22 protein-coding genes and 1 pseudogene are annotated in these 18,357 nt (G+C 64.5%); 11 read left to right on the forward strand and 12 right to left on the reverse strand.

What is annotated here, in order from left to right:
• A pseudogene (locus VHL31_RS26765) lies at window positions 1-117 on the reverse strand (S-(hydroxymethyl)glutathione dehydrogenase); the annotation flags it as partial.
• 235 nt (window positions 118-352) lie between these two features.
• On the opposite strand from VHL31_RS26765, the gene VHL31_RS21165 reads away from it, so the two are divergent.
• Genes VHL31_RS21165 through VHL31_RS21175 form a run of 3 tightly spaced genes read left to right on the forward strand, consistent with a single transcriptional unit; the run spans window position 353 to window position 2,689 of the window.
• Entirely contained in the window at window positions 353-1,288 is a 936-nt protein-coding gene (locus VHL31_RS21165; protein ID WP_349262511.1) for a quinoprotein relay system zinc metallohydrolase 2, read from the forward strand.
• 34 nt (window positions 1,289-1,322) lie between these two features.
• Window positions 1,323-2,105 (forward strand): quinoprotein dehydrogenase-associated SoxYZ-like carrier, encoded by a 783-nt coding sequence (locus VHL31_RS21170; protein ID WP_329663226.1) that lies wholly within the window; start codon window positions 1,323-1,325, stop codon window positions 2,103-2,105.
• A complete protein-coding gene (locus VHL31_RS21175; protein WP_329663227.1) occupies window positions 2,105-2,689 on the forward strand; it encodes a rhodanese-like domain-containing protein in 585 nt (194 codons plus the stop codon). The genes VHL31_RS21170 and VHL31_RS21175 overlap by 1 nt, the downstream gene beginning before the upstream one ends.
• Window positions 2,690-2,714: 25 nt before the next feature.
• Here VHL31_RS21175 and VHL31_RS21180 read toward each other — a convergent pair whose 3' ends face one another.
• On the reverse strand, window positions 2,715-3,068 hold the full coding sequence (locus VHL31_RS21180; protein WP_329663228.1) for a cytochrome c family protein: 354 nt from the start codon (window positions 3,066-3,068) through the stop codon (window positions 2,715-2,717).
• Window positions 3,069-3,357: 289 nt separating this feature from the next.
• Entirely contained in the window at window positions 3,358-3,927 is a 570-nt protein-coding gene (locus VHL31_RS21185; RefSeq protein ID WP_329663229.1) for a hypothetical protein, read from the reverse strand.
• Window positions 3,928-4,211: 284 nt separating this feature from the next.
• Here VHL31_RS21185 and VHL31_RS21190 point away from each other — a divergent pair, with 284 nt between their 5' ends.
• The 6 genes from VHL31_RS21190 to VHL31_RS21215 are packed head-to-tail and all read left to right on the forward strand — an operon-like array spanning window position 4,212 to window position 9,090.
• Window positions 4,212-5,387: an ABC transporter substrate-binding protein gene (locus VHL31_RS21190; RefSeq protein WP_329663230.1), complete on the forward strand. Its 1,176-nt coding sequence runs from the start codon at window positions 4,212-4,214 to the stop codon at window positions 5,385-5,387.
• 32 nt (window positions 5,388-5,419) lie between these two features.
• Window positions 5,420-6,391 carry a YVTN family beta-propeller repeat protein gene (locus VHL31_RS21195; RefSeq protein WP_329663231.1) on the forward strand — a complete coding sequence of 324 codons (972 nt, stop codon included), beginning with the start codon at window positions 5,420-5,422 and terminating at the stop codon, window positions 6,389-6,391.
• Between the two features lie 49 nt (window positions 6,392-6,440).
• Window positions 6,441-7,190, forward strand: coding sequence for an ABC transporter ATP-binding protein (locus tag VHL31_RS21200; protein ID WP_349262513.1), 750 nt, complete (start codon window positions 6,441-6,443; stop codon window positions 7,188-7,190).
• A complete protein-coding gene (locus VHL31_RS21205) occupies window positions 7,190-8,035 on the forward strand; it encodes an ABC transporter permease (RefSeq protein ID WP_329663233.1) in 846 nt (281 codons plus the stop codon). The genes VHL31_RS21200 and VHL31_RS21205 overlap by 1 nt, the downstream gene beginning before the upstream one ends.
• Window positions 8,032-8,643: a hypothetical protein gene (locus VHL31_RS21210; protein WP_329663234.1), complete on the forward strand. Its 612-nt coding sequence runs from the start codon at window positions 8,032-8,034 to the stop codon at window positions 8,641-8,643. The genes VHL31_RS21205 and VHL31_RS21210 overlap by 4 nt, the downstream gene beginning before the upstream one ends.
• Before the next feature lie 21 nt (window positions 8,644-8,664).
• Complete coding sequence (locus tag VHL31_RS21215) at window positions 8,665-9,090, forward strand: hypothetical protein (RefSeq protein WP_329663235.1); 426 nt, start codon at window positions 8,665-8,667, stop codon at window positions 9,088-9,090.
• A 16-nt stretch (window positions 9,091-9,106) separates the two neighbouring features.
• On the opposite strand, the gene VHL31_RS21220 is transcribed toward VHL31_RS21215, so the two are convergent.
• From VHL31_RS21220 to VHL31_RS21235, 4 genes are all read right to left on the reverse strand, one after another.
• Window positions 9,107-9,970 carry a substrate-binding domain-containing protein gene (locus VHL31_RS21220; RefSeq protein ID WP_329663236.1) on the reverse strand — a complete coding sequence of 288 codons (864 nt, stop codon included), beginning with the start codon at window positions 9,968-9,970 and terminating at the stop codon, window positions 9,107-9,109.
• Window positions 9,971-10,001: 31 nt separating this feature from the next.
• Window positions 10,002-10,466 carry a c-type cytochrome, methanol metabolism-related gene (locus VHL31_RS21225; RefSeq protein WP_349262515.1) on the reverse strand — a complete coding sequence of 155 codons (465 nt, stop codon included), beginning with the start codon at window positions 10,464-10,466 and terminating at the stop codon, window positions 10,002-10,004.
• 147 nt (window positions 10,467-10,613) lie between these two features.
• Complete coding sequence (gene xoxF5, locus VHL31_RS21230; protein ID WP_329663238.1) at window positions 10,614-12,437, reverse strand: lanthanide-dependent methanol dehydrogenase XoxF5; 1,824 nt, start codon at window positions 12,435-12,437, stop codon at window positions 10,614-10,616.
• Between the two features lie 393 nt (window positions 12,438-12,830).
• Window positions 12,831-13,181 (reverse strand): hypothetical protein, encoded by a 351-nt coding sequence (locus VHL31_RS21235; protein WP_349262516.1) that lies wholly within the window; start codon window positions 13,179-13,181, stop codon window positions 12,831-12,833.
• Between the two features lie 283 nt (window positions 13,182-13,464).
• Here VHL31_RS21235 and gfa point away from each other — a divergent pair, with 283 nt between their 5' ends.
• Window positions 13,465-14,046 (forward strand): S-(hydroxymethyl)glutathione synthase, encoded by a 582-nt coding sequence (gfa, locus tag VHL31_RS21240; protein ID WP_329663240.1) that lies wholly within the window; start codon window positions 13,465-13,467, stop codon window positions 14,044-14,046.
• Window positions 14,047-14,098: 52 nt separating this feature from the next.
• On the opposite strand, the gene pqqE is transcribed toward gfa, so the two are convergent.
• The 5 genes from pqqE to pqqA are packed head-to-tail and all read right to left on the reverse strand — an operon-like array spanning window position 14,099 to window position 17,226.
• Window positions 14,099-15,184 carry a pyrroloquinoline quinone biosynthesis protein PqqE gene (pqqE, locus tag VHL31_RS21245; protein ID WP_329663241.1) on the reverse strand — a complete coding sequence of 362 codons (1,086 nt, stop codon included), beginning with the start codon at window positions 15,182-15,184 and terminating at the stop codon, window positions 14,099-14,101.
• On the reverse strand, window positions 15,181-15,462 hold the full coding sequence (gene pqqD, locus VHL31_RS21250) for a pyrroloquinoline quinone biosynthesis peptide chaperone PqqD (protein ID WP_329663242.1): 282 nt from the start codon (window positions 15,460-15,462) through the stop codon (window positions 15,181-15,183). Before pqqD ends, pqqE begins: the two co-directional genes overlap by 4 nt.
• A complete protein-coding gene (pqqC, locus tag VHL31_RS21255; protein ID WP_329663243.1) occupies window positions 15,459-16,184 on the reverse strand; it encodes a pyrroloquinoline-quinone synthase PqqC in 726 nt (241 codons plus the stop codon). Before pqqC ends, pqqD begins: the two co-directional genes overlap by 4 nt.
• Window positions 16,184-17,080 carry a pyrroloquinoline quinone biosynthesis protein PqqB gene (gene pqqB, locus VHL31_RS21260; protein WP_329663244.1) on the reverse strand — a complete coding sequence of 299 codons (897 nt, stop codon included), beginning with the start codon at window positions 17,078-17,080 and terminating at the stop codon, window positions 16,184-16,186. The genes pqqC and pqqB overlap by 1 nt, the downstream gene beginning before the upstream one ends.
• A 41-nt stretch (window positions 17,081-17,121) precedes the next feature.
• A complete protein-coding gene (gene pqqA / locus VHL31_RS21265) occupies window positions 17,122-17,226 on the reverse strand; it encodes a pyrroloquinoline quinone precursor peptide PqqA (protein WP_329663245.1) in 105 nt (34 codons plus the stop codon).
• Between the two features lie 466 nt (window positions 17,227-17,692).
• Here pqqA and VHL31_RS21270 point away from each other — a divergent pair, with 466 nt between their 5' ends.
• Window positions 17,693-18,214: a DUF3280 domain-containing protein gene (locus tag VHL31_RS21270; protein WP_329663246.1), complete on the forward strand. Its 522-nt coding sequence runs from the start codon at window positions 17,693-17,695 to the stop codon at window positions 18,212-18,214.
• Window positions 18,215-18,357: the final 143 nt, after the last annotated feature.

The following is an 18,357-nucleotide window of genomic DNA, read 5'->3' on the forward strand; positions in this document are numbered from 1 at the left end:
GATCCCCGTCGCCTTCAGCTCGACCAGCACCTCGAACGCCTTGGGCCCCTCCAGATCGACCGTCTCCACCTGAAGCGGCTTGCCCGCCTCCCACGCAACCGCCGCCTGCACCTTCATCCCATGCCTCCCCTTTGAACGTGCAGAAGAATTTAGTCCGGCTGGAGCAGTGGGCCAAGGGCCCATGGAATTGCCCGCCAATGCGTGCCATCTCTACGAAGGATCAGGAGGCAGTCCAAGAACCCTGTCTTTCCGCACAGAGGCGGACAGGATGGTTGGCCGTCGGTGAGGGTCCGGTGACGGATCATCCGGCAAGCCTGCAGATCGGCCGGAAGAACGGGCAGAAGGCTTCGTGATGGCGCTCGTGTCGATGCGACGTTCATTCCTTCGTGCTGGACTTTGCCTTTGCTGCCTTCCGGCCCTCGGACTCGTGTCTGAAGAGGTTGACGTGCAGGAGATTGCGCCTGGCATCTTCATGCGCCGCGGACCCGACCTTGAGGCGACGGCGGCAAACCATAACGGCATCGCCAATATCGGTTTCGTCATCGGTCGGGATGCGGTGCTGGTCGTGGAATCAGGCGGGAGCCTCGCCGACGGCCGATGGCTGCGATCCCAGATCCGCAAGCGGACGGACAAGCCGATCAAGCACGTCGTGATCACCCACATGCACCCGGACCACTGCTTCGGTGCTGCCGCCTTCGACGCAGACAGACCGAACGTCGTCGGACACCACCGGCTGCGGGCAGCCCTGGAGGCTCGCGGCGAGTTCTACCGTGAACGCCTGATCGACCTTCTCGGCGAAACGGAGGTCGGCAGGATCGTGCTCCCGACGCAGGAGATAGGCAACGATGGCGCCGAAATCGATCTGGGAGACCGTGTCGTCCGCTTCACGGCCCACGGGGCCGCGCACACCGATTGCGACCTTTCCATGATGGATACCGCAACCGGCCTGCTGTTCGCAGCCGACCTGCTGTTTGTCGGTCGCGTGCCATCGCTGGATGGCAGTCTGCTGGGGTGGCTGAAGGAAGTGCAGCGCCTGCGGGCCATGAGTGCGACGAAGGCCGTGCCCGGCCATGGCCCCACCATCGTTGAGTTCGCCCCGGCCATGTCCGACCTCGAGCGATACCTAGCAAGCCTTCGGGATGACACCCGCCAGGCCATTGCCGAGGGCAGACCGATCGAGGAGGCCATCCAGACGGTGGCGCCGTCCGAGCGCGGTCGCTGGAACCTGTTCGACGATTACCATGGCCGCAATGTCATCCAGGCCTATAAGGAACTCGAATGGGAATGAGCAGCAATGCCGGCCAGGATGGGAGGAACATGTCATGAGGCTGCCGATCGCCGCTCTCGCCATGGTCATGGCGACCGCCGCCCCGGCCTTCGCTGCCAATGGCGACGAACCGGAACGCCAGGCCCGCTGGCAGGACGTCAGCGAGGCCATCTTCGGGGATCGTCCGATCGAGCCTGGAGATGAACTGATCGCGATCGAGGCGCCGGCCCGTGCCATGGATGCGGCACTGGTTCCGATCACCCTCAAGGTAGGGCGACCGGAGGATGTGAAGGCCGTCCATCTCGTGATCGACGAGAACCCGTCACCCTATGCCGCCCATGTCCGTTTCGGCCCGGCGGGCGATCCCAGCGAGCTCAGGCTCCGGGTGCGGATCAACGGCTACACCAACGTCCATGCCGTTGCCGAGACGAGCGATGGCCGGCTCCTCGAGACGTCCGTCTTCGTGAAGGCCGCGGGCGGCTGTTCCGCGCCGATCGGGGTGAGCGACGCGGAGGCTCTGCAGGGCGCGGGCCAGATGAAGATGAAGTTCGGCGAGATGGACAGGGCGACGTTGATGATCCGCCATCCAAACTTCAGCGGCATGCAGATGAACCAGCTGACCCGGACCTATACGCCGGCGCGCTATCTCGACCAGATCAAGGTCAGCTATGGCGACCAGACCGTATTCGAGCTGGCGGGGGATATCTCGCTCTCGACCGACCCGGTCATCGGCTTCGGCTATGACGGTTCAGGCGAGGGGCCTTTGACCGTCCAGGCGACGGATTCGGATGGCAGCAAGTGGGAAGGATCCTTTCCCGCTCCGGTGAGTACGAACTGATGGCCCCCCGGGCATGGCTGGCTGCCATCGTTGCAGCCGTGACGCTGGCGTCGCCGGCACTGGCCGACAGCCCGACCCATGTAGCCGAACCGGCGGGGCTGTGGACGGGCGTGATGGTGAGCGAGACGCCTCGCACGCTCGCGGGCGCGGAGGTCATCGACGTGCCGGCACTGGAGCGGCTGCTGGCGCAAAAGCCCCTGCTGATCGACGTAGGGCCGGCCGACCGAAAACCGGACAATCTGTCCGCGGACGTCGTCTGGAAGCCGATCCATCGCTCGATCCCGGGCACGGTCTGGTTTCCAGGCGCCGGTCCCGGGGATCTGCCAGCGGCGAAGGCCGAAGCGCTGCTGCGCCGCGTGGACGAGCTGACGAACGGGAACAGGAGCATGCCCGTGGTCACCTTCTGTCAGCCGAGATGCTGGGGAAGCTGGAACGTCGGCAAGCGCCTGGTCCAGGCCGGCTACACCTCCGTCCATTGGCTTCCGGCCGGCGTGAGCGGCTGGCAGGAAGCCAATGAAACGGTCGTCGTCGATCCACAGCCCGGATGGGGGCCGAAACCGGCCGCCAGCCAGGGCGGATCCTAGACGCGAACAGAACGTCGCTTTTCGTCTATTTCAGCGTGTCCAGGTACGCGATCAGGTTCGCCCGATCGTCCTCCTTCTTGAGGCCGACGAAGATCATCTTGTTGCCGGGGACTGCCTTCTTCGGATTCTCCAGATACTGGTTCAGGTGATCATTGTCCCAGGTCCAGTTGATGTTCTTCATCGCCTCGGAATATTTGAAGCCATCGACCGTCCCGGAGGTGCGGCCGACCACGCCGTGCAGCGACGGCCCGACACGGTTCTTGCCGGGCTCCGTCGTATGGCAGGTGCCGCAGCTACGCTTGAAAACCTTCTGTCCCGCATCGGCATCGGCCGCCTGTGCGGCACTCAAGCCCAGTGCCATTGCCGCGACGGCGGCCAAGCCTGCAATCCACATGGGTCGTCTCCCTGTTTGATGAGCCAGTGCGCGCCATGCACGGGCCGAGTCTTCGTAGGCGGAACCGGACGCACCAGGAAAGACCCGAGGTCATGGGCCTGTGTGCGGCAGATCGCTGTCGCAGGCCTAACGGGTCCGTCTTCGGCACTGAAGCCATTCTATGCATTTGTCCGGGGAATGTGAGCACGGGGAATCGGCCGGTCCGCCTCTGTCCGGACCGGCGCAAAACCGGGTCGTCATGCATCCAGACGATCCAGCCGCTCCCCTTTGCCGTTCAGCCGCCCTGCAGGGACCTGGCTTCCTCGATGGCCTGCATGCACCCGGCTTCATCACCGGCTCGTTCGGCTGCGCGGGCGCGGTTGAGCGCCGCCATCACGTCGCCGCTCATCGAGGCCTGTCCTCCGGACGCCGCAGCCTGGTCGGCCGCCGTCGTTCCGCCAGCCTGTTGCGCATCGGCGTCCTGCTGCGACATCGCCTGGTCGGCAGACGGTGTCGCCGCATCGGTGGACAACGGCATGTCCCCGCCGTCCTTGGAGACCTTGCCGCCAGTTCCGTCGTCCGTGGCCACACCCGCGGCGCGTGCCGCCGGGCCACTGGTCTCGCCGGCCGTCGTGCCCCCGGACGCAGTCGCCGCCGCGCCGGCACCCGTGGCAGGCTCGACGTTTTCCAATGGCGCCTGGCTGCCGTCCTTGGAAACCGCGCCGCCGGCCGTGGTGCCGGAAGCGACCGTGCTTCCCGACTGCCCGGACAGTGCCGCGATGTCATCGGCGCAATTGGCGAGAGCCGGAGTTCCGCCAAGCGCCAACACAGCGGCGCCCGCCAGAAGCAATGAACGATGGATCATCTGAATGGCCTCCCATTGACCGTTGGTTGAGAAACGCCCGCTCGGTGCACCGGTTCCTGCATGGAAGCCCGCCCCGTGGTGGCCGCATCAGTCCAGAATGCCGGCAGTCCAGCCTGTGATGCTGGCACAGGAGGGAAGAAAAGATGGGTGTGGTCACGACCGGCTCTGGTAAGGCCGTTGCCATGATCTCGTGACGATACCACATGGACCAAATGATCGGCGCTCTACGGGACGAAGGTTCGGATGTGCTTGCCCAGGGTGTAAAGCTCGGGTGGTGCATCCCAATGCAGATGGTCGTTCTGGCCCTGCTGCTGATGCCGGCATCCATCGCGCCGGCCGCGGGAGCCGAGGTGACGATCGGCTATCTCCATGGCCCGCGAGCACAGGAGCCGCTTTCGCTGGTCGAAGTGCCGGCCGAGAATGACGGGCGCGAGGGCGCGGAGCTCGCGATCGAGGACAACAACACGACGGGGCGGTTCCTCAACCAGAGCTTCTCGATGGTGACAGCGATGGTCGACGAGGACGGCGACGCAGGGGCTCAGGCGCTGGCCTTGGCCGAGCAGGGAGCCAGCTTCGTCGTTGCCGACCTTGCGGCCGATGCCCTCGTGAAAGCCGCCGATGCGGGCCGCGAGCGTGGCTTGCTCTTCTTCAACATCGGGGCTGCCGACGATCGGTTGCGCGAGGAGGACTGCCGGCCCAACGTCATCCATGTCGCCCCGTCCCATTCCATGCTGGCCGATGGGCTCGCCCAGTATCTGGTCTGGAAGCAATGGCGCCGATGGCTGCTGGTGGAGGGATCGCATCCGGAGGACAGGCTCTTCGGCGACGCGTTGCGGCGGGCCGCCAAGCGTTTTGGCGCAGAGATCGTCGAGGAGCGGATCTTCGAGGACAAGGGCGGTGCGCGGCAGACCGATAGCGGAGTCGTCCAGGTTCAGCGCCAGATCCCTGTGTTGACGCAGGAAGCACCGGAGTACGACGTGCTGGTGGCGGCCGACGAGAGCGAAGTATTCGCGGCGTACCTGCCTTACCGGACCTGGGATCCGCGGCCGGTCGCGGGTTCCGCCGGCCTGGTTCCCACGAGCTGGCATGCGTCCCATGGTCAATGGGGAGCCTTGCAGATGCACAGCCGCTTCCAGAAGCGTTTTTCACGCTTCATGACGGCGCTGGACATGCAGGCTTGGTCGGCGGTCAGGATCGTGGGGGAAGCCGCTACCCGCACCGGCTCGACCGAACCTTCAGCGATCACCGCCTTCATCAAAGGCCCAGAGCTGGGCATGGGCGCCTACAAGGGCCAAAAGCTGACGATCCGGGACTGGAACCTGCAGGTCCGCCAGCCGATCCTGCTGACCGATGGCCGCATGGTCGTGTCGGTATCGCCGCAGGAAGGCTTCCTGCACCAGGTTTCGGAACTCGACACGCTTGGCGTCGATCGGCCGGAAACGCGCTGCAGCCTACCATAGCGAATCAAGGGCGATCTGGGGGGATAAGAAGAATGAAGTTGACGTACCTCCTGCTGGGGACAGCGGCATCGGTGGCGCTTGCAACGCAGGCTGCCGCCTTTACGGCCTATGTCTCGAACGAGGGGAGCAACACGGTCACCGTGTTCGATACGGAGACCTTCGAGGTCACCGCGACCATCGAGGTAGGGCAGCGGCCGCGCGGCATCGAGCTGACCAAGGACGGCAAGCATCTCCTGGTGGCAGTCGGTGACGATGACACGATCGAGATTATTGACACCAAGACGCACGAGATCGTGGGCACCTTGCCTTCGGGTCCCGATCCGGAACTCTTCACCCAGGATCCCGAAGGCAAGATCGTCTATATCGCCAACGAGGACGACAACATGGTCACGGTCGTCGACCTGGTGAAACGGGTGCCGCTCGCCGAGGTCCAGGTGGGCGTGGAGCCGGAAGGGATGGGGATCAGCCCGGACGGCAAGATCCTCGTGAACACGTCCGAAACGACGAACATGGCCCATTTCATCGATACGTCGACGCACGAGATCGTCGCCAATGTGCTGGTGGACGCGCGCCCCCGCATCGCCGAGTTCAAGAAGGACGGTTCCGAGGTATGGGTCTCGTCGGAGATCGGCGGCACGGTGAGCGTGATCGACCCCGACAAGCGCGAGATCATCAAGAAGATCACCTTCGAGATTCCCGGGCTGCGGCCGGAATCCATCCAGCCCGTCGGCGTGCGGCTGACCAAGGATGGCAGCAAGGGCTTCGTGGCCCTGGGGCCGGCAAACCGGATTGCCGTGGTCGACGCCAACACCCATGAGGTGGAGGACTATCTGCTGGTCGGGCAGCGTGTCTGGCAGCTCGCCTTCACGCCGGACGAGAAATACCTGTTCGGAACGAACGGCGTGTCCAACGACGTGTCGGTGATCGACGTGGCCGAGGGCAAGGTGGTCGATACCGTTCAGGTCGGCGAACTGCCCTGGGGCGTCGCGGTTTCGGAGAACTGAGGTCGCGGCGGTCGATCCGGTGGAGGAACAGGTGCAGCCCGAAAGGGGCATGGCCCTTTCGGTCGAGAAGGTCAGCCACGCCTATGGCGCCCGGCAAGCGCTCCAGGACGTTTCCTTCACCATCGCACCCGGAAGCTTTGCCGTCCTTTTAGGCTTGAACGGGGCCGGCAAGAGCACGCTGTTCTCGCTGATCACCCACCTCTATGCGACGCGCAGCGGCCGTGTCCGGATCTTCGGGCATGACATCGGTCGGACACCGAGCGAAGCACTGCGCCTGCTAGGCGTGGTGTTCCAGTCGCGCACGCTCGATCTCGACCTGACGGTGCTGCAGAACCTCGTCTACCACGCGGCCCTGCACGGTATCGGCCGGCGAGCAGCCCGCGAGCGGGCGCAGCAGGTGCTGGCGCGCGTCCGTCTGGTCGATCGGGCAGCCGACAAGGTCCGCAACCTCTCCGGTGGCCAGATGCGCCGCGTGGAGATCGCACGGTCCCTCTTGCACGGGCCGCGCCTCCTGCTGCTGGACGAGCCCACCGTCGGCCTCGACATCAAGGCGCGGGCGGACATTCTCGCCCATGTCAGGGAGCTGGTCGCGGAGGATGGCGTCTCCGTTCTATGGGCGACCCATCTGATCGACGAGATCGCCGAGGAGGATCAGTTGGTCGTGCTGCACCAAGGTCGGCTGCTGGCGCATGGTCCCGCCATGCAGGTGGTGGCCGGCACCGGGGCACCGGACATTGGCGGCGCGTTCGCGCGCCTGGCCGGCATCGACAAGGTCCCCGCCTTCGATGGGCTGGCCTGATGGCAGGGACCGACACACGTCCTGCCGGCTTCACGTTCCAGCAATACGCGATCTGCCTCTATGGGATCGTCTGGCGTGAGATGCTGCGCTTCCTCCACCAGCGCGAGCGCTTCGTGTCCGCCCTGGTGCGGCCGCTGGTCTGGCTGTTCATCTTCGCTGCAGGCTTTCGGCAGGTGCTGGGCGTATCGATCATCCCGCCCTACGAGGTCTATGTCCTCTACGAGGTCTACATCACGCCCGGCCTGATCGCGATGATCCAGCTCTTCAACGGCATGCAGTCCTCGATGTCGATGGTCTATGACCGGGAAACGGGCAGCATGCGCACGCTGCTGGTCAGCCCCATGCCGCGTTGGTACCTGCTCTTGTCCAAGCTGGTGGCCGGCACGGCCGTGTCCCTCCTGCAGGTCTATGCGTTCCTGCTGATCGCCTGGTTCTGGCGGATCGAGCCGCCGCCTGTCGGCTATCTTGCGGTCCTGCCGGCCCTGATGCTCTCCGGGCTCATGCTGGGCGCGCTCGGCATGCTCCTTTCCTCCCTGGTCAAGCAGCTGGAGAACTTCGCGGGCGTGATGAACTTCCTGATCTTCCCGATGTTCTTCGCGTCCTCGGCCCTTTATCCGCTCTGGCGCGTGCGGGAATCGAGCCCGCTCCTCTACCGCATCTGCGAACTCAATCCTTTCACCCACGCGGTCGAACTGATCCGCTTTGCGCTCTACGTAAAGCTGGATCCCATGGCTTTGGCCGTGGTCGTCGGCTGCACCCTTCTTTTCATGGTAGGCGCCGTCCTCGCCTACGATCCGGCGCGGGGCTTCATGACGCGGCGTCGCGAGGCTGGAGGAACGACATGAAGCGACACCTGCTCCTGGCAGCCATGATCTTCGCAACCGTGCAACCTGCTGCCCAGGCCGCCGATCCGCGCTTTCCGGACTGGCCGTGCGTCCAGGTGCGGGTTCCGGAACTGTCGGCGGCCGCCGTCTGGTCGGGACCGCCGATCGATCAGGTGGGTACTGCCTGGCAAGACGATCCGGCGGTGGCGGAACTGGTGCCGCGCCTGGCAGCGCGGCGCGTCCCGCTGGAGGAAGCAGAAAAGGCGGCCGCTGCCTTCGTCGGCGAGGGGAGCGGCGACCGGCAGGAGAAGGCGAAGCTGCTCTTCGCCGGGCTGTTCGACACGCTCGACCATGAGCGCCAGGACGTCATCAGCGGGCTGGAGCGCCTGACGCGCCGGCAGCGTGATTTCGCCCGCACGATCGAGGCTGATGTCGCGCGCTTGCGTGAACTGCAGGCTCAGCCCGGCAGCGACCCGCGCGAGGTCCAGGAGTTGACCCAGCGGGTCAACTGGGGTGTCCGGATCTTCGAGGAGCGTCGGCGGACGGTCCGCTATGTCTGCGAGGTGCCGGTCGCCATCGAAAGGCGGCTGTTCATCCTGGCGCGTACCATCCAGCAGGCACTCGGCTAATCAGCGGAAAAGGGGCGAAGCATGACCGAGCCTTGGCAGTATCAGGTGCGGATCGACCTGACGGACGAGATGGCGGAGGTGGCGCGACGTGATCCCGGAAGCCCGGAACTCGGGCCGTTGCCGGAGATCCTTCGCCGGCACGGTGCGACCCTGCAGTGCCAGTTCGACGCCTTCGCCGGCTACGTGGCCGAAGCCGAGCAGCATAGCGGGGAAGGCTACCCGCTCTACCGCTGGACGAAGGCGACCGTCGAGGATCCCGCCAAGAAGGCGAAGTATCTTCGCTCCTTCACGCTCTATGTCGATGGCGAGTCGGTCTATCCGAAGGAAAAGGCCGACGCGCTCGAGGCGGAGCTGGCACCGCTGGCCGACGGGCTCATCACCCGCCTGGCGAAGCACGACACGAATCCGGCAAACAACCCGCAGGCACCGGCACGCTACCGGGACTAAGCGTCCAGCGCCTGGCCTAGCGGCTGGTGATTACCTGGTTCTGCCGGTCGAGCAGCGGGACGTCGAAGCCCAGCAGGATCTCGTCCGTCGCCTGCTGGTTGGTCCGGATCATCCGGTTCAGCAGGCGCTTCCATTCCTGGTCCGATGCGCGGACGCCCATGGTGATATTATAGGCCAGCCGCGGGCCACCCTGCTCGTGGATCAGCGGAACGACCTGCAAGGGCGTCTCTGTCTGGTGCGCAAAGAAGCCTGCCATGGGCCCCCACAGCACGCCCGCATCGATCTCGCCTGCCTCGATGTCGGCGATCATGGCCTTGGCCGAGGAGTCCACCCGCGTATCGATCATCAACGGATAGGGCCTGGCCCGGCCCATGAGCCCGTTCCGGACGAGATGATCGCTGGGTGGAGTGCCCGCCACGACTCCGATGCGCTTGCCCTTGAGCCGCTCGTCGGAGAGCGTCTCGACTTCGTCCAGGCCGTTGCCCGGCTTGAAGACGAGCGCATAGACCGTGCGGTAATACGGGTTGGTGTTCTGGACGATCTCATCGCCCTGCGGGAAGCCGATGATCACGTCGCATTTGTGCGCGCCGAGCGTGTTGCGCACAAAGCCGGTCGCCTGGGGAAACCAAGTGTAGGCAACCTCCTTGCCGAGCTCCCTGGCGAACAGTTCCGCAATCTTGTTCTCGAAGCCCTCCTGCTTCTCGTTCGAGAACGGCATGTTGTTCGGGTCGGCGCAGACACGCAGGACCTTGGGGTCGATCAGTTCCAGCGAAAGATCACCCGCCTCCTGCGCGCGCACCACCGAGGGAAGGGAAGTTCCTGCCATGGCGGCCAGCATGAGGCTGGCCACCCACCGAGCCAGGAACCTCGTCTTCAGCATGTCCAGTTCCGATTCTCGAGTTGGATCGGTGTCAACTCTGCATGCAGGCGCGTTCCGCCTCGGTGAACGCTTCGGGCTTGTCTGCACGCTTCTCAGGACGCACCCGCCCAACGGCATCGTCGGCACGTGCCCGCAGGTAGATGTAGATGTCGTCGAGATAGCACATCACGTTCGGGTTGGTGCCGAACGCGGGCATGACATTGTGCTGGGACGCCGAAACGTTGACCCGCCCGTTCACCACGACATCCATGAAGTCGCTGTAGCTCAGCTTCTGCAGCGATCCGGTAAGCGCCGGCGCATAGGTGGAGCCGTCACCGGCGGGTCCATGACAGGTATGGCATTCCGCGTGGTAACGGCGAAAGCCTGAGTAGGTGTACCAGTCGACGGTACCGTCCTCGGTTACCTTGAAGGTAGGGTTGCCCTCTGCGTCGTAGAACTTGCCGCTGTCCTCATCGACCGCGGCCGGATCGCCCGAACCATCATTGGCGAGCGCCATGCCGGCGACCGCGACGCAGGCGAGCGCCCCCAGCGTTCTCGCAACGAAACCGTTGATCAACGAGCTTTCCTCCGCATGTCCATTCGGGGTCCCGGCGTGTCTGGCGCTGACATGCCAGGACCCTCTTTCTTCTTTAGATGCCCAGCGTCAGTTGGCCGAGGTCAGCTGCTCAGGCAGGCCGAACACCGTGAGCTGGCCACCCAGTGCGGTGTAGTCGCTGAGCGCGGCATAGCCGCCGACAGCGCCCAACCCAGCGGTAGGCTCGGTCAAGCCGGCCGCCAGACCGATGCCGGCCCAGCCGCCGACGCCGGAGAGCACGGCGATGTACTGCTTACCGGCATGCTCGTAGGTGGTCACGTTGCCGATGATGCCGGACGGGGTCTTGAACTTGTACAGTTCCTTGCCCGTCTTGGCATCGACCGCCTTCAGATAGCCCTCGAGAGTTCCGTAGAACACCACGCCGCCCTTGGTCGCGAGCGCCCCGGACCAGACGGAGAACTGCTCGGGCAGCGACCAGACCGCCTCGCCCTTGGCGGCATCCCAGGCAACGAAGTTGCCCATATGGGTGTCGCCCTTGGGCGGATACATGGACAGGGTGGCGCCCACATAAGGCTGGCCCGCCGTGTAGCTTACCCGGAAGGGCTCGTAGTCCATGCAGACATGGTTGGTAGGCACGTAGAACAGGCCGGTATCCGGAGAGAAGGCCGCCGGTTGCTGGTCCTTGGTGCCGAGCGCGGCCGGGCAGATTCCCTGGACGTTGGTGTCCTCGCCGCCCTGGTGGGTCGAGTACTGGGCCACAACCTTCGGACGCCCGTAGGTCGGGGACGACTTGTCCATGTCAATCTCGGACGCCCAGTTCACCGCCGGGTCGAACTTCTTCGCGACCAGCAATTCCCCGGTGGCACGGTCAAGCGTGTAGGCGAAGCCGTTCCGGTCGAAATGCACGAGTGCCTTGCGGTTCGTGCCGCCGATGTCCAGGTCGGTCAGGATCATCTCGTTGACGCCGTCATAATCCCATTCGTCATGGGGCGTCATCTGGTAGAGCCACTTCGCCTGACCGTCATCCGGATCGCGGGCGAAGATGGTCATCGAGTACTTGTTGTCGCCAGGGCGCTGTGCCGGGTTCCACGTGGATGGATTGCCGGTGCCGTAATAGATCAGGTCGAGCTCAGGATCATAGGAGTACCAACCCCAGGTGGTCCCGCCGCCGATCTTCCACTGGTCGCCTTCCCAGCTTTCGAGGCTGCTGTTTTGACCGACCGGCTTGCCGAGCTCGGTGGTCTTTTCCGGATCGATCAGCATTTCCGCGTCGGGACCGACGGAGTAAGCCCGCCAAGCCAGCTTGCCATCCGACAGGTTGTACGCGCTCAGGTGCCCGCGGACACCGAACTCCGCGCCTGAGATGCCGATGATGACCTTGTCCTTGACGACCATCGGTGCGGCGGTCGCGGTCTCACCCTTGCTGGGATCGCCGTTCTTTGCCTGCCAGAGGACCTCGCCGGTCTTGGCGTCCAAGGCGACCACGGTCGTGTCGGCCTGGTTCAGGATGATCTTGCCATCCCCATAGGCCACGCCACGGTTGACCGTGTCGCAGCACATAACCGGGATAACGCTCGGATCCTGCTTCGGCTCGTACTTCCAGATGATCTTGCCTTCTTGGCTCAGATCAAGGGCATAGACCGTGTTCGGGAAGGGAGCGTGGACATACATCACGCCATCGATGATGAGCGGGCCGCCTTCGTGGCCACGCAGCACGCCGGTCGAGAACGTCCAAGCCGCCTGCAGCTGCCCGACATTGTCTGCCGTGATTTTGTCGAGTTCAGAGTAGCGGTGATTGGCATAATCACCCGTGGGCATGACCCAATTCTTCGGGTTCTCTGCCATCTTCGCGAGTTCTTCGTTCGCGAATACAGCTTGCGTCGTGATCGAGGTGACACCGACAAGCACAGCGGCCGACAAGATACGGCGCATGGTCATCCTCCCTGCAGAGGTTATGATTGGGACTTTCCACATCGTAACGATGAACGTCTCAGACGTGCATCAGGCTCCAGCAAAGCGCTCCTAGCTTTGGGAGAATTCCCGGCATCACTCCGAGCCAACCGGCACGCGGGAACATTGCTTCCCTGTGTCCACAAGGCGCAGAACAAGCTCCAGCACTCCCAGGATGCTGGTACCTTGAAGCCGAAAATGATCCTGAAAGAGTAACGAGGGCTCTTCACCCACGCAATACAAATGAGCGGCGCTATTCTTCAACTCGACGCTGGGAAATGCCGGTCAGTATCCAGGGATTGTTCGATAGAAACTCGGAAGCTCCGCTGTGCTTCGTGGTAGCCCGCACGGAAAAGACGAGCCTGTCAGGCTGGATCAGAAGCACCGGACCTCGGCTTCTGCCTGGGCGCGCCGGAGACGATCGATGGCGGACTGAGATTGTTCCGTCGACCGGAACTGTGCACCACGCTCTCCCGGCACCTGTGCCAGGCTCATGACTGTCTCCGCGGCAATATATTGCTCATGGGGCAGAAGCGTCGCGATGACGTCGATTGAGCAGGAACAACGCTCCAACGCATCGCGCGTGTCGCCATTCGCCTTCATGCAGGCCAGGACATAGTCGACCCGCGTCGCGGTCGGATAATCGTTCAGCGGCTGCGCTGCAGCCACGCTGTCCATCCCGTAGATGATGAGCGCACAGCTACAGCCGGCGATCATCCTGGCCATCGTCGTCATCAAGCCTCCCGTTCTAGCCATGCGGTTCAGAAATAAGGCGTCCTCGAAGCTTCAGTAGAATCCCGGCCCGAACGGTGGCGGCCGCGTTCCAGAAGGGATCTTGGCGAAGCGGTCCTTCCACCGACGACGTCTCCAGAAGACTTGGCATCTCGTGCCGGCGGACGTGAGGGCGTCGACGCCGAGGGAAATCTGCTGCAACATCCCCGGGATCGCAGCTCAACCGTCCAGCAGAGGGCAACCAAAGAACGGGCTGCGAGCAGGGAAGGAGTTCACGATGACATCGATCTCGCTCCATCCGGCGATCGATCATGGACTGAGGCAGGGTGCGCCCGACTTCAGCGGCGGGACGCTGGTCTGCGCTTGCGCCGACCGCCCCGTGACCGTCCGGATCGGCTCGCAGGTGCTCCACAACCATGCCTGCGGCTGCACGAAGTGCTGGAAGCCGAAGGGAGCGCTGTTCTCCATTGTCGGCGTCGTTCCGCAGGACAAGGTCGAAGTGGTGGCCAATGGCGACAAGCTTCACGTCGTGGATCCGTCAGCAACGATCCAGCGGCACGCCTGCCGGCAATGCGGAGTCCATCTGTATGGCATCATCGAGAAGGATCATCCGTTCAAGGGACTGGCCTTCATCCATACCGAGTTCTCCAGGGACAGTGGCTGGGCCCCGCCTGAATTCGCGGCCTTCGTGTCGTCGGCGATCGAATCGGGAGCGAACCCAAGCGATATGCCGGCCATTCGCGCACGGCTGAAGGAACTCGGCCTGGAGCCGTACGACTGTCTTTCGCCACCTCTGATGGACGCGATCGCGACCCATTCCGCCAATGCCGCCAAGCAGGCCGCGCGCCTGCAGGAATAGCTCGCATGGGCGGCGCGGGCCGGGCGGGCTCGTCCTGCCTGCCGGCGCCGCCTCAACGGCGATAGACGTAGCCTTGGTCCTCGCGGTCGCCCCCGGTCTCCGCCAGGACCGCCGCATCGACTTTCGCGCGATCGGGCGAGAGGGTGCAGACCGGGTCTGTTGCCCGTGGGTCGCCCACCAGCGCCATAGCCTGGCACCGGCAGCCGCCGAAATCGACTTCCTGGCGCGGACAGGAGCGGCAGGGTTCGCGCATCCAGTCCGTGCCGCGAAAGGCATTGAAGGCCGGGGCCGATGTCCAGATCTCGCCAAGCGAATGATCGACGACCGACCAGAACTCGAGGCCCGGTATCGTTTCGGCCGCGTGGCAGGGCAGCACGCGGCCCGACGGCGTGACGTTCAGGCTGCGCCGCGCCCAACCGCCCATGCAGGCTTTGGGATAGCGGGCGTGGTAGTCGGGGGCGACATGGTCGATGACGATCGTGCCGGCGTGCGCAGCCTTCTGCCGCTCCACCTCGGCCACCGCCCGCCGCACCTGCGCGGGCGAAGGCTGAAGGGCAGCCCGATTGGTGAGGGCCCAGCCATAATACTGGGCGTGAGCGATCTCGACCCGGCGAGCACCCAGCTCGATCGCGAGCTCCACCAAGGCTCCGGCACGGTCGATGTTCCCACGGTGCAGGACGAAGTTGACGGTAAGCGGCAGGCCGGCGGCCACCACCAGCCGGGCCACCTCCCGCTTTCGTGCAAAGGCGCCACGGTAGCCGGCGATCCGGTCGGCGCTTTCCGGTACCGCATCCTGAATAGAGAGCTGCACGTGATCCAGCCCGGCCTCGCCCAGCGTGCCGATCCGGCTCTCGGTCAGCCCCACGCCCGACGTGATCAGGTTGCTGTAGAGCCCAAGCTCGGCGCAGCTGGCCACCAGCCGGGCCAGGTCCGGCCGGCTGGCCGGCTCGCCTCCGGAAAGATGGACGTGCAGCACGCCCAGCTCGGCGGCCTCCTGGAACACACGCTGCCACGTCGCGGTATCCAGCTCCGTGCTCTTCGGGTCGAGCCTGGTCGGGTTCGAGCAGTAAGGACATCCGAGCGGACAGCGATGGGTGAGCTCCGCCAGGAGACCTATCGGCGGCGGCAGGATCGTCATAGGTCAATCAATCGTTTGTCGTGCAGCTGGCCGATCAGAGCCGTCGTCTCCCGTTCCAGCCGCTCGCGCTCGACGGCAAAGGTCACGGCCAGATCGTCCACGATCTCTCGAAGGCTCTTCTCGCCGGTGCAGCGCTTGAGGATCTCGACCGAACTCTGGTTGAGTTCGAACAGCGTCTCCGGCGCCAGCAGCAGCCAGGCACCGCGCGCCGGGTCCTGGCGCAAGCGCACCCCACGCGGCAGCCTTGGGCGTGCCTCAGGGCCGATGGTATCGCTCACGGAGCAGGTCTCCAGCTGTCCGGCGGCGGCCGGCCTTCGACATAGGCCATCCACAAGGCGTCCAGCTGCACCCAGAGCACGTCGGTCTTGAAGCGCAGTGCCGCAAGTGCCGCCGCCTGGCTCTCGGCGGTGGTAGCATGCTCCAGCACATAGCTCAGGGCGAAGGTGCTGTCGCGTTGAGCCTGGGGTGGCCTGGCCGTGAAATAGGCAAGGACGTCCCGGTTGATGAAATCGTAGTGCGCCAGCATCCCGGCGATGCGCTCGCCGATGATCTGCGGCGAGAACAGCTCCGTCAGCGACGAGGCGATCGCCTCCAGGAGCGGCCGGGTCCGGCAGAAGGTCACATAGGCTTCCACCGCAAACTGGGTGGCGGGCAGCACTCCTGCCGTCGAGACGACCAGCTCGCGGTCCAGCCCGACGCCGTCGGTGAGCGCCAGCCACCTTGCAATGCCGCCCTCGCCGTCGTGCTCGCCATCATGGTCGACGATCCGCTGCCGCCATGCCCGCCGAAGCGCCGGATCCTGCATCTGCCCCAGCACTGCCGCGTCTTTGATCGGGATCATCGACTGGTAGTAGTAGCGGTTCAGCGCCCAGGCCTGGACCTCGCCACGGCTGCACTCGCCGCCATGCAGGCGTCGATGGAACGGATGGAGGTGATGATAGCGCTCCGCGCCGATCCGGCGCAAAGCAGCCTCCAGTTCGTCACGCGACATGACGTCCATCACAAGGCCAACTCCATCCCGTCGTACCCGAGTTCCCAGCCGAAGGCTTCGATACGGGTGCGCTCTTCCGACCCGTCGACCAGCACCGGATTGCTGTTGTTGAGGTGAAGATAGACCCGCCTGGCGGAAGGTACATGTGCCAGCCTGGCAAGGGAGCCATCGGCACCGTCCATGGCGACGTGCCCCATTCGCCGTGCCGTCTTGGACGACAGCCCTAGCCGGATCATCTCGTCGTCCTGGTAGGTGGTTCCATCGAACAGGATGAGGTCGGCGCCGCTCAGCCGGTCGCACAAGGCAGGGGTGATCCGCGCGCAGTTGGGCACGAAGAGACAGCACCGGCTACCAACCCGGATCTCCAGGCCCATGACCTGCTCGGTTTCCAGGCCGATCTCGACCTCGGCACCCTCCTGATAGAGGGGGACCTTGCCAGGCACGATGAAAGGCAGAAAGCGCAGGCCCATGAGGTCCAGCGGCTCATCCGGACGCAGCAGGGCGCGCTCTACCAGTTCCCGGTCGAGGGACTGGAACAGCGGATTCGAGTCCAGGGCCGCATGGGTAGGAGCCGTGGCCAGCAGACGAAACGGCTGGCGCTCGCGCAGGGTCAGAAGTCCTGCCACATGATCGAGTTCGGCATTGGTGAGAATGACAGCCTTGATCGGGCTGCCGCGATCGGCGCCCTTTGGCTGCAGCGCTGGTGTCGCCAGGATCTGCTGGCGGAGGTCAGGCGAGGCGTTCAGCAGAATCCACTGCTCGCCGTCGGCACTCACGGCCAGTCCCGACTGGGTCCTGGATACCACCCGGGGGTCACCAGCCCAAGCGAGACGGCAAACCGGACAGCGGCAATTCCATTGCGGAAAGCCGCCGCCGGCCGCCGAACCGAGCACGATGATCTTCACGAGGTCGTCGTCAACCTACGGAAGGGGTGCACTCCTGCAAATCAGTCGATGATGTCGCCATCAGGCGCACCGATCTCGGCCGATTCGTAGCTGGTGACTTCCATGCCAACGCGCATCTCGATCAGGATTGGGGTTTCCCAGGTCATAGGTCGATCCTTCTTAAGCCTGTCGACACTGCGGACGCGCCGTAACGCAGCTTTTTTTGCCGGCAACACGCGCTACGCGCATGCCAGTATAACGCCTCCACGAATGGAGGGTACGCCGGAATGGCGGGTCCTAGCAATCAAGTTGGTTGTGCTCGGACCCGTGGCAAGGACCGGCCGCCCATGCATTTGGTGTTGCTAGGAGGATCGGCGGAGCATCGGTGCGACGACCGTGGATCCTGGCGCTCGCGGCACCTGAATCCGCTGAAACGATGTGGAATATATTAGGATTTCACCCGTTCAGAGCCTGGGTTGTCTGAGTTCAACATGGACGGCCTTCCCGAACGCCCGGATAGCTTGCAGAAGCAGCAGCGGCTTTTAGGCCATGGCCGGGAAAGAAAGGCCGTTGCCCTGGATCTCCCCCGCCTTATCTCCAATCCCCGGCGGGCGCCACCAAGGGGGACAGATCATGAGCCGGCTTCAAGCAGCGGTCCTCTTCGTCCTCGCATTGGTGGCGGTTCCGGCATGGGCCGCCGAGACGAAGGTCGCGGTGCTCGACTTCGACTTGATCGACACCAGCCTCGAGGGCGAAATGAACGGCTCCAATCCCGCCGAGGCAGCAAGGCTCAGCATGCTCGCGCCGCGCCTTCGAAGCGCCATTGCGAAGGAGCCGGGCTTCGCCAGCGCCGGTCCCCTCGCGGCAACGGTCCGGGAGCTTCCGCTGGACAACTGTGCAAAGTGCGTCGCCGATCTCGGCAGGGAGATCGGCGTCGACATCGTCATCATCGGCACGGTGCAGAAGGTCTCAAACCTGATCCTCAACATCAATGCCTATGGGCACGACGTGAGGACCGGCAAGATCGTCGCCGCGGGAAGCGCCGACATCCGCGGCAACAACGACGATATGTGGATCCGTGGAATCGAAGCGCTCTGGAGGAACACGCTGAAGAAGCAGTTCCAGGCGATCGCCGATCATCAGACGACAGAATAGCCAGGGTCGACCTGCCCGACAGGCTGTCTCGGAATTCCCGGTTCTGGCCAGGAGCTGCCGTCGGATCTTCGCAGGTTGCGGGTGAGACACGCTGCCAGGCTGCTCCATCTGCGGCCCTACAGCCCCGATTTCACCCGATTTGG

Source organism: Geminicoccus sp. (assembly GCF_036263595.1).
Taxonomy (GTDB): domain Bacteria; phylum Pseudomonadota; class Alphaproteobacteria; order Geminicoccales; family Geminicoccaceae; genus Geminicoccus.

Bases quoted from the DNA above. Each gene is read 5' to 3' on its own strand.
- VHL31_RS21210 (WP_329663234.1), top strand. From the start codon at position 8,032: ATGAAGCGACACCTGCTCCTGGCAGCCATGATCTTCGCAACCGTGCAA.
- pqqE (WP_329663241.1), bottom strand. From the start codon at position 15,184: ATGACGATCCTGCCGCCGCCGATAGGTCTCCTGGCGGAGCTCACCCAT.
- VHL31_RS21185 (WP_329663229.1), bottom strand. From the start codon at position 3,927: ATGATCCATCGTTCATTGCTTCTGGCGGGCGCCGCTGTGTTGGCGCTT.
- VHL31_RS21235 (WP_349262516.1), bottom strand. From the start codon at position 13,181: ATGGCCAGGATGATCGCCGGCTGTAGCTGTGCGCTCATCATCTACGGG.
- pqqC (WP_329663243.1), bottom strand. From the start codon at position 16,184: ATGGACGTCATGTCGCGTGACGAACTGGAGGCTGCTTTGCGCCGGATC.
- VHL31_RS21195 (WP_329663231.1), top strand. From the start codon at position 5,420: ATGAAGTTGACGTACCTCCTGCTGGGGACAGCGGCATCGGTGGCGCTT.
- xoxF5 (WP_329663238.1), bottom strand. From the start codon at position 12,437: ATGCGCCGTATCTTGTCGGCCGCTGTGCTTGTCGGTGTCACCTCGATC.
- VHL31_RS21205 (WP_329663233.1), top strand. From the start codon at position 7,190: ATGGCAGGGACCGACACACGTCCTGCCGGCTTCACGTTCCAGCAATAC.
- pqqA (WP_329663245.1), bottom strand. From the start codon at position 17,226: ATGACCTGGGAAACCCCAATCCTGATCGAGATGCGCGTTGGCATGGAA.
- VHL31_RS21220 (WP_329663236.1), bottom strand. From the start codon at position 9,970: ATGCTGAAGACGAGGTTCCTGGCTCGGTGGGTGGCCAGCCTCATGCTG.
- gfa (WP_329663240.1), top strand. From the start codon at position 13,465: ATGACATCGATCTCGCTCCATCCGGCGATCGATCATGGACTGAGGCAG.
- VHL31_RS21200 (WP_349262513.1), top strand. From the start codon at position 6,441: ATGGCCCTTTCGGTCGAGAAGGTCAGCCACGCCTATGGCGCCCGGCAA.
- VHL31_RS21270 (WP_329663246.1), top strand. From the start codon at position 17,693: ATGAGCCGGCTTCAAGCAGCGGTCCTCTTCGTCCTCGCATTGGTGGCG.
- VHL31_RS21165 (WP_349262511.1), top strand. From the start codon at position 353: ATGGCGCTCGTGTCGATGCGACGTTCATTCCTTCGTGCTGGACTTTGC.
- VHL31_RS21175 (WP_329663227.1), top strand. From the start codon at position 2,105: ATGGCCCCCCGGGCATGGCTGGCTGCCATCGTTGCAGCCGTGACGCTG.
- VHL31_RS21215 (WP_329663235.1), top strand. From the start codon at position 8,665: ATGACCGAGCCTTGGCAGTATCAGGTGCGGATCGACCTGACGGACGAG.
- VHL31_RS21170 (WP_329663226.1), top strand. From the start codon at position 1,323: ATGAGGCTGCCGATCGCCGCTCTCGCCATGGTCATGGCGACCGCCGCC.
- VHL31_RS21225 (WP_349262515.1), bottom strand. From the start codon at position 10,466: ATGGCGCTCGCCAATGATGGTTCGGGCGATCCGGCCGCGGTCGATGAG.
- VHL31_RS21190 (WP_329663230.1), top strand. From the start codon at position 4,212: ATGCAGATGGTCGTTCTGGCCCTGCTGCTGATGCCGGCATCCATCGCG.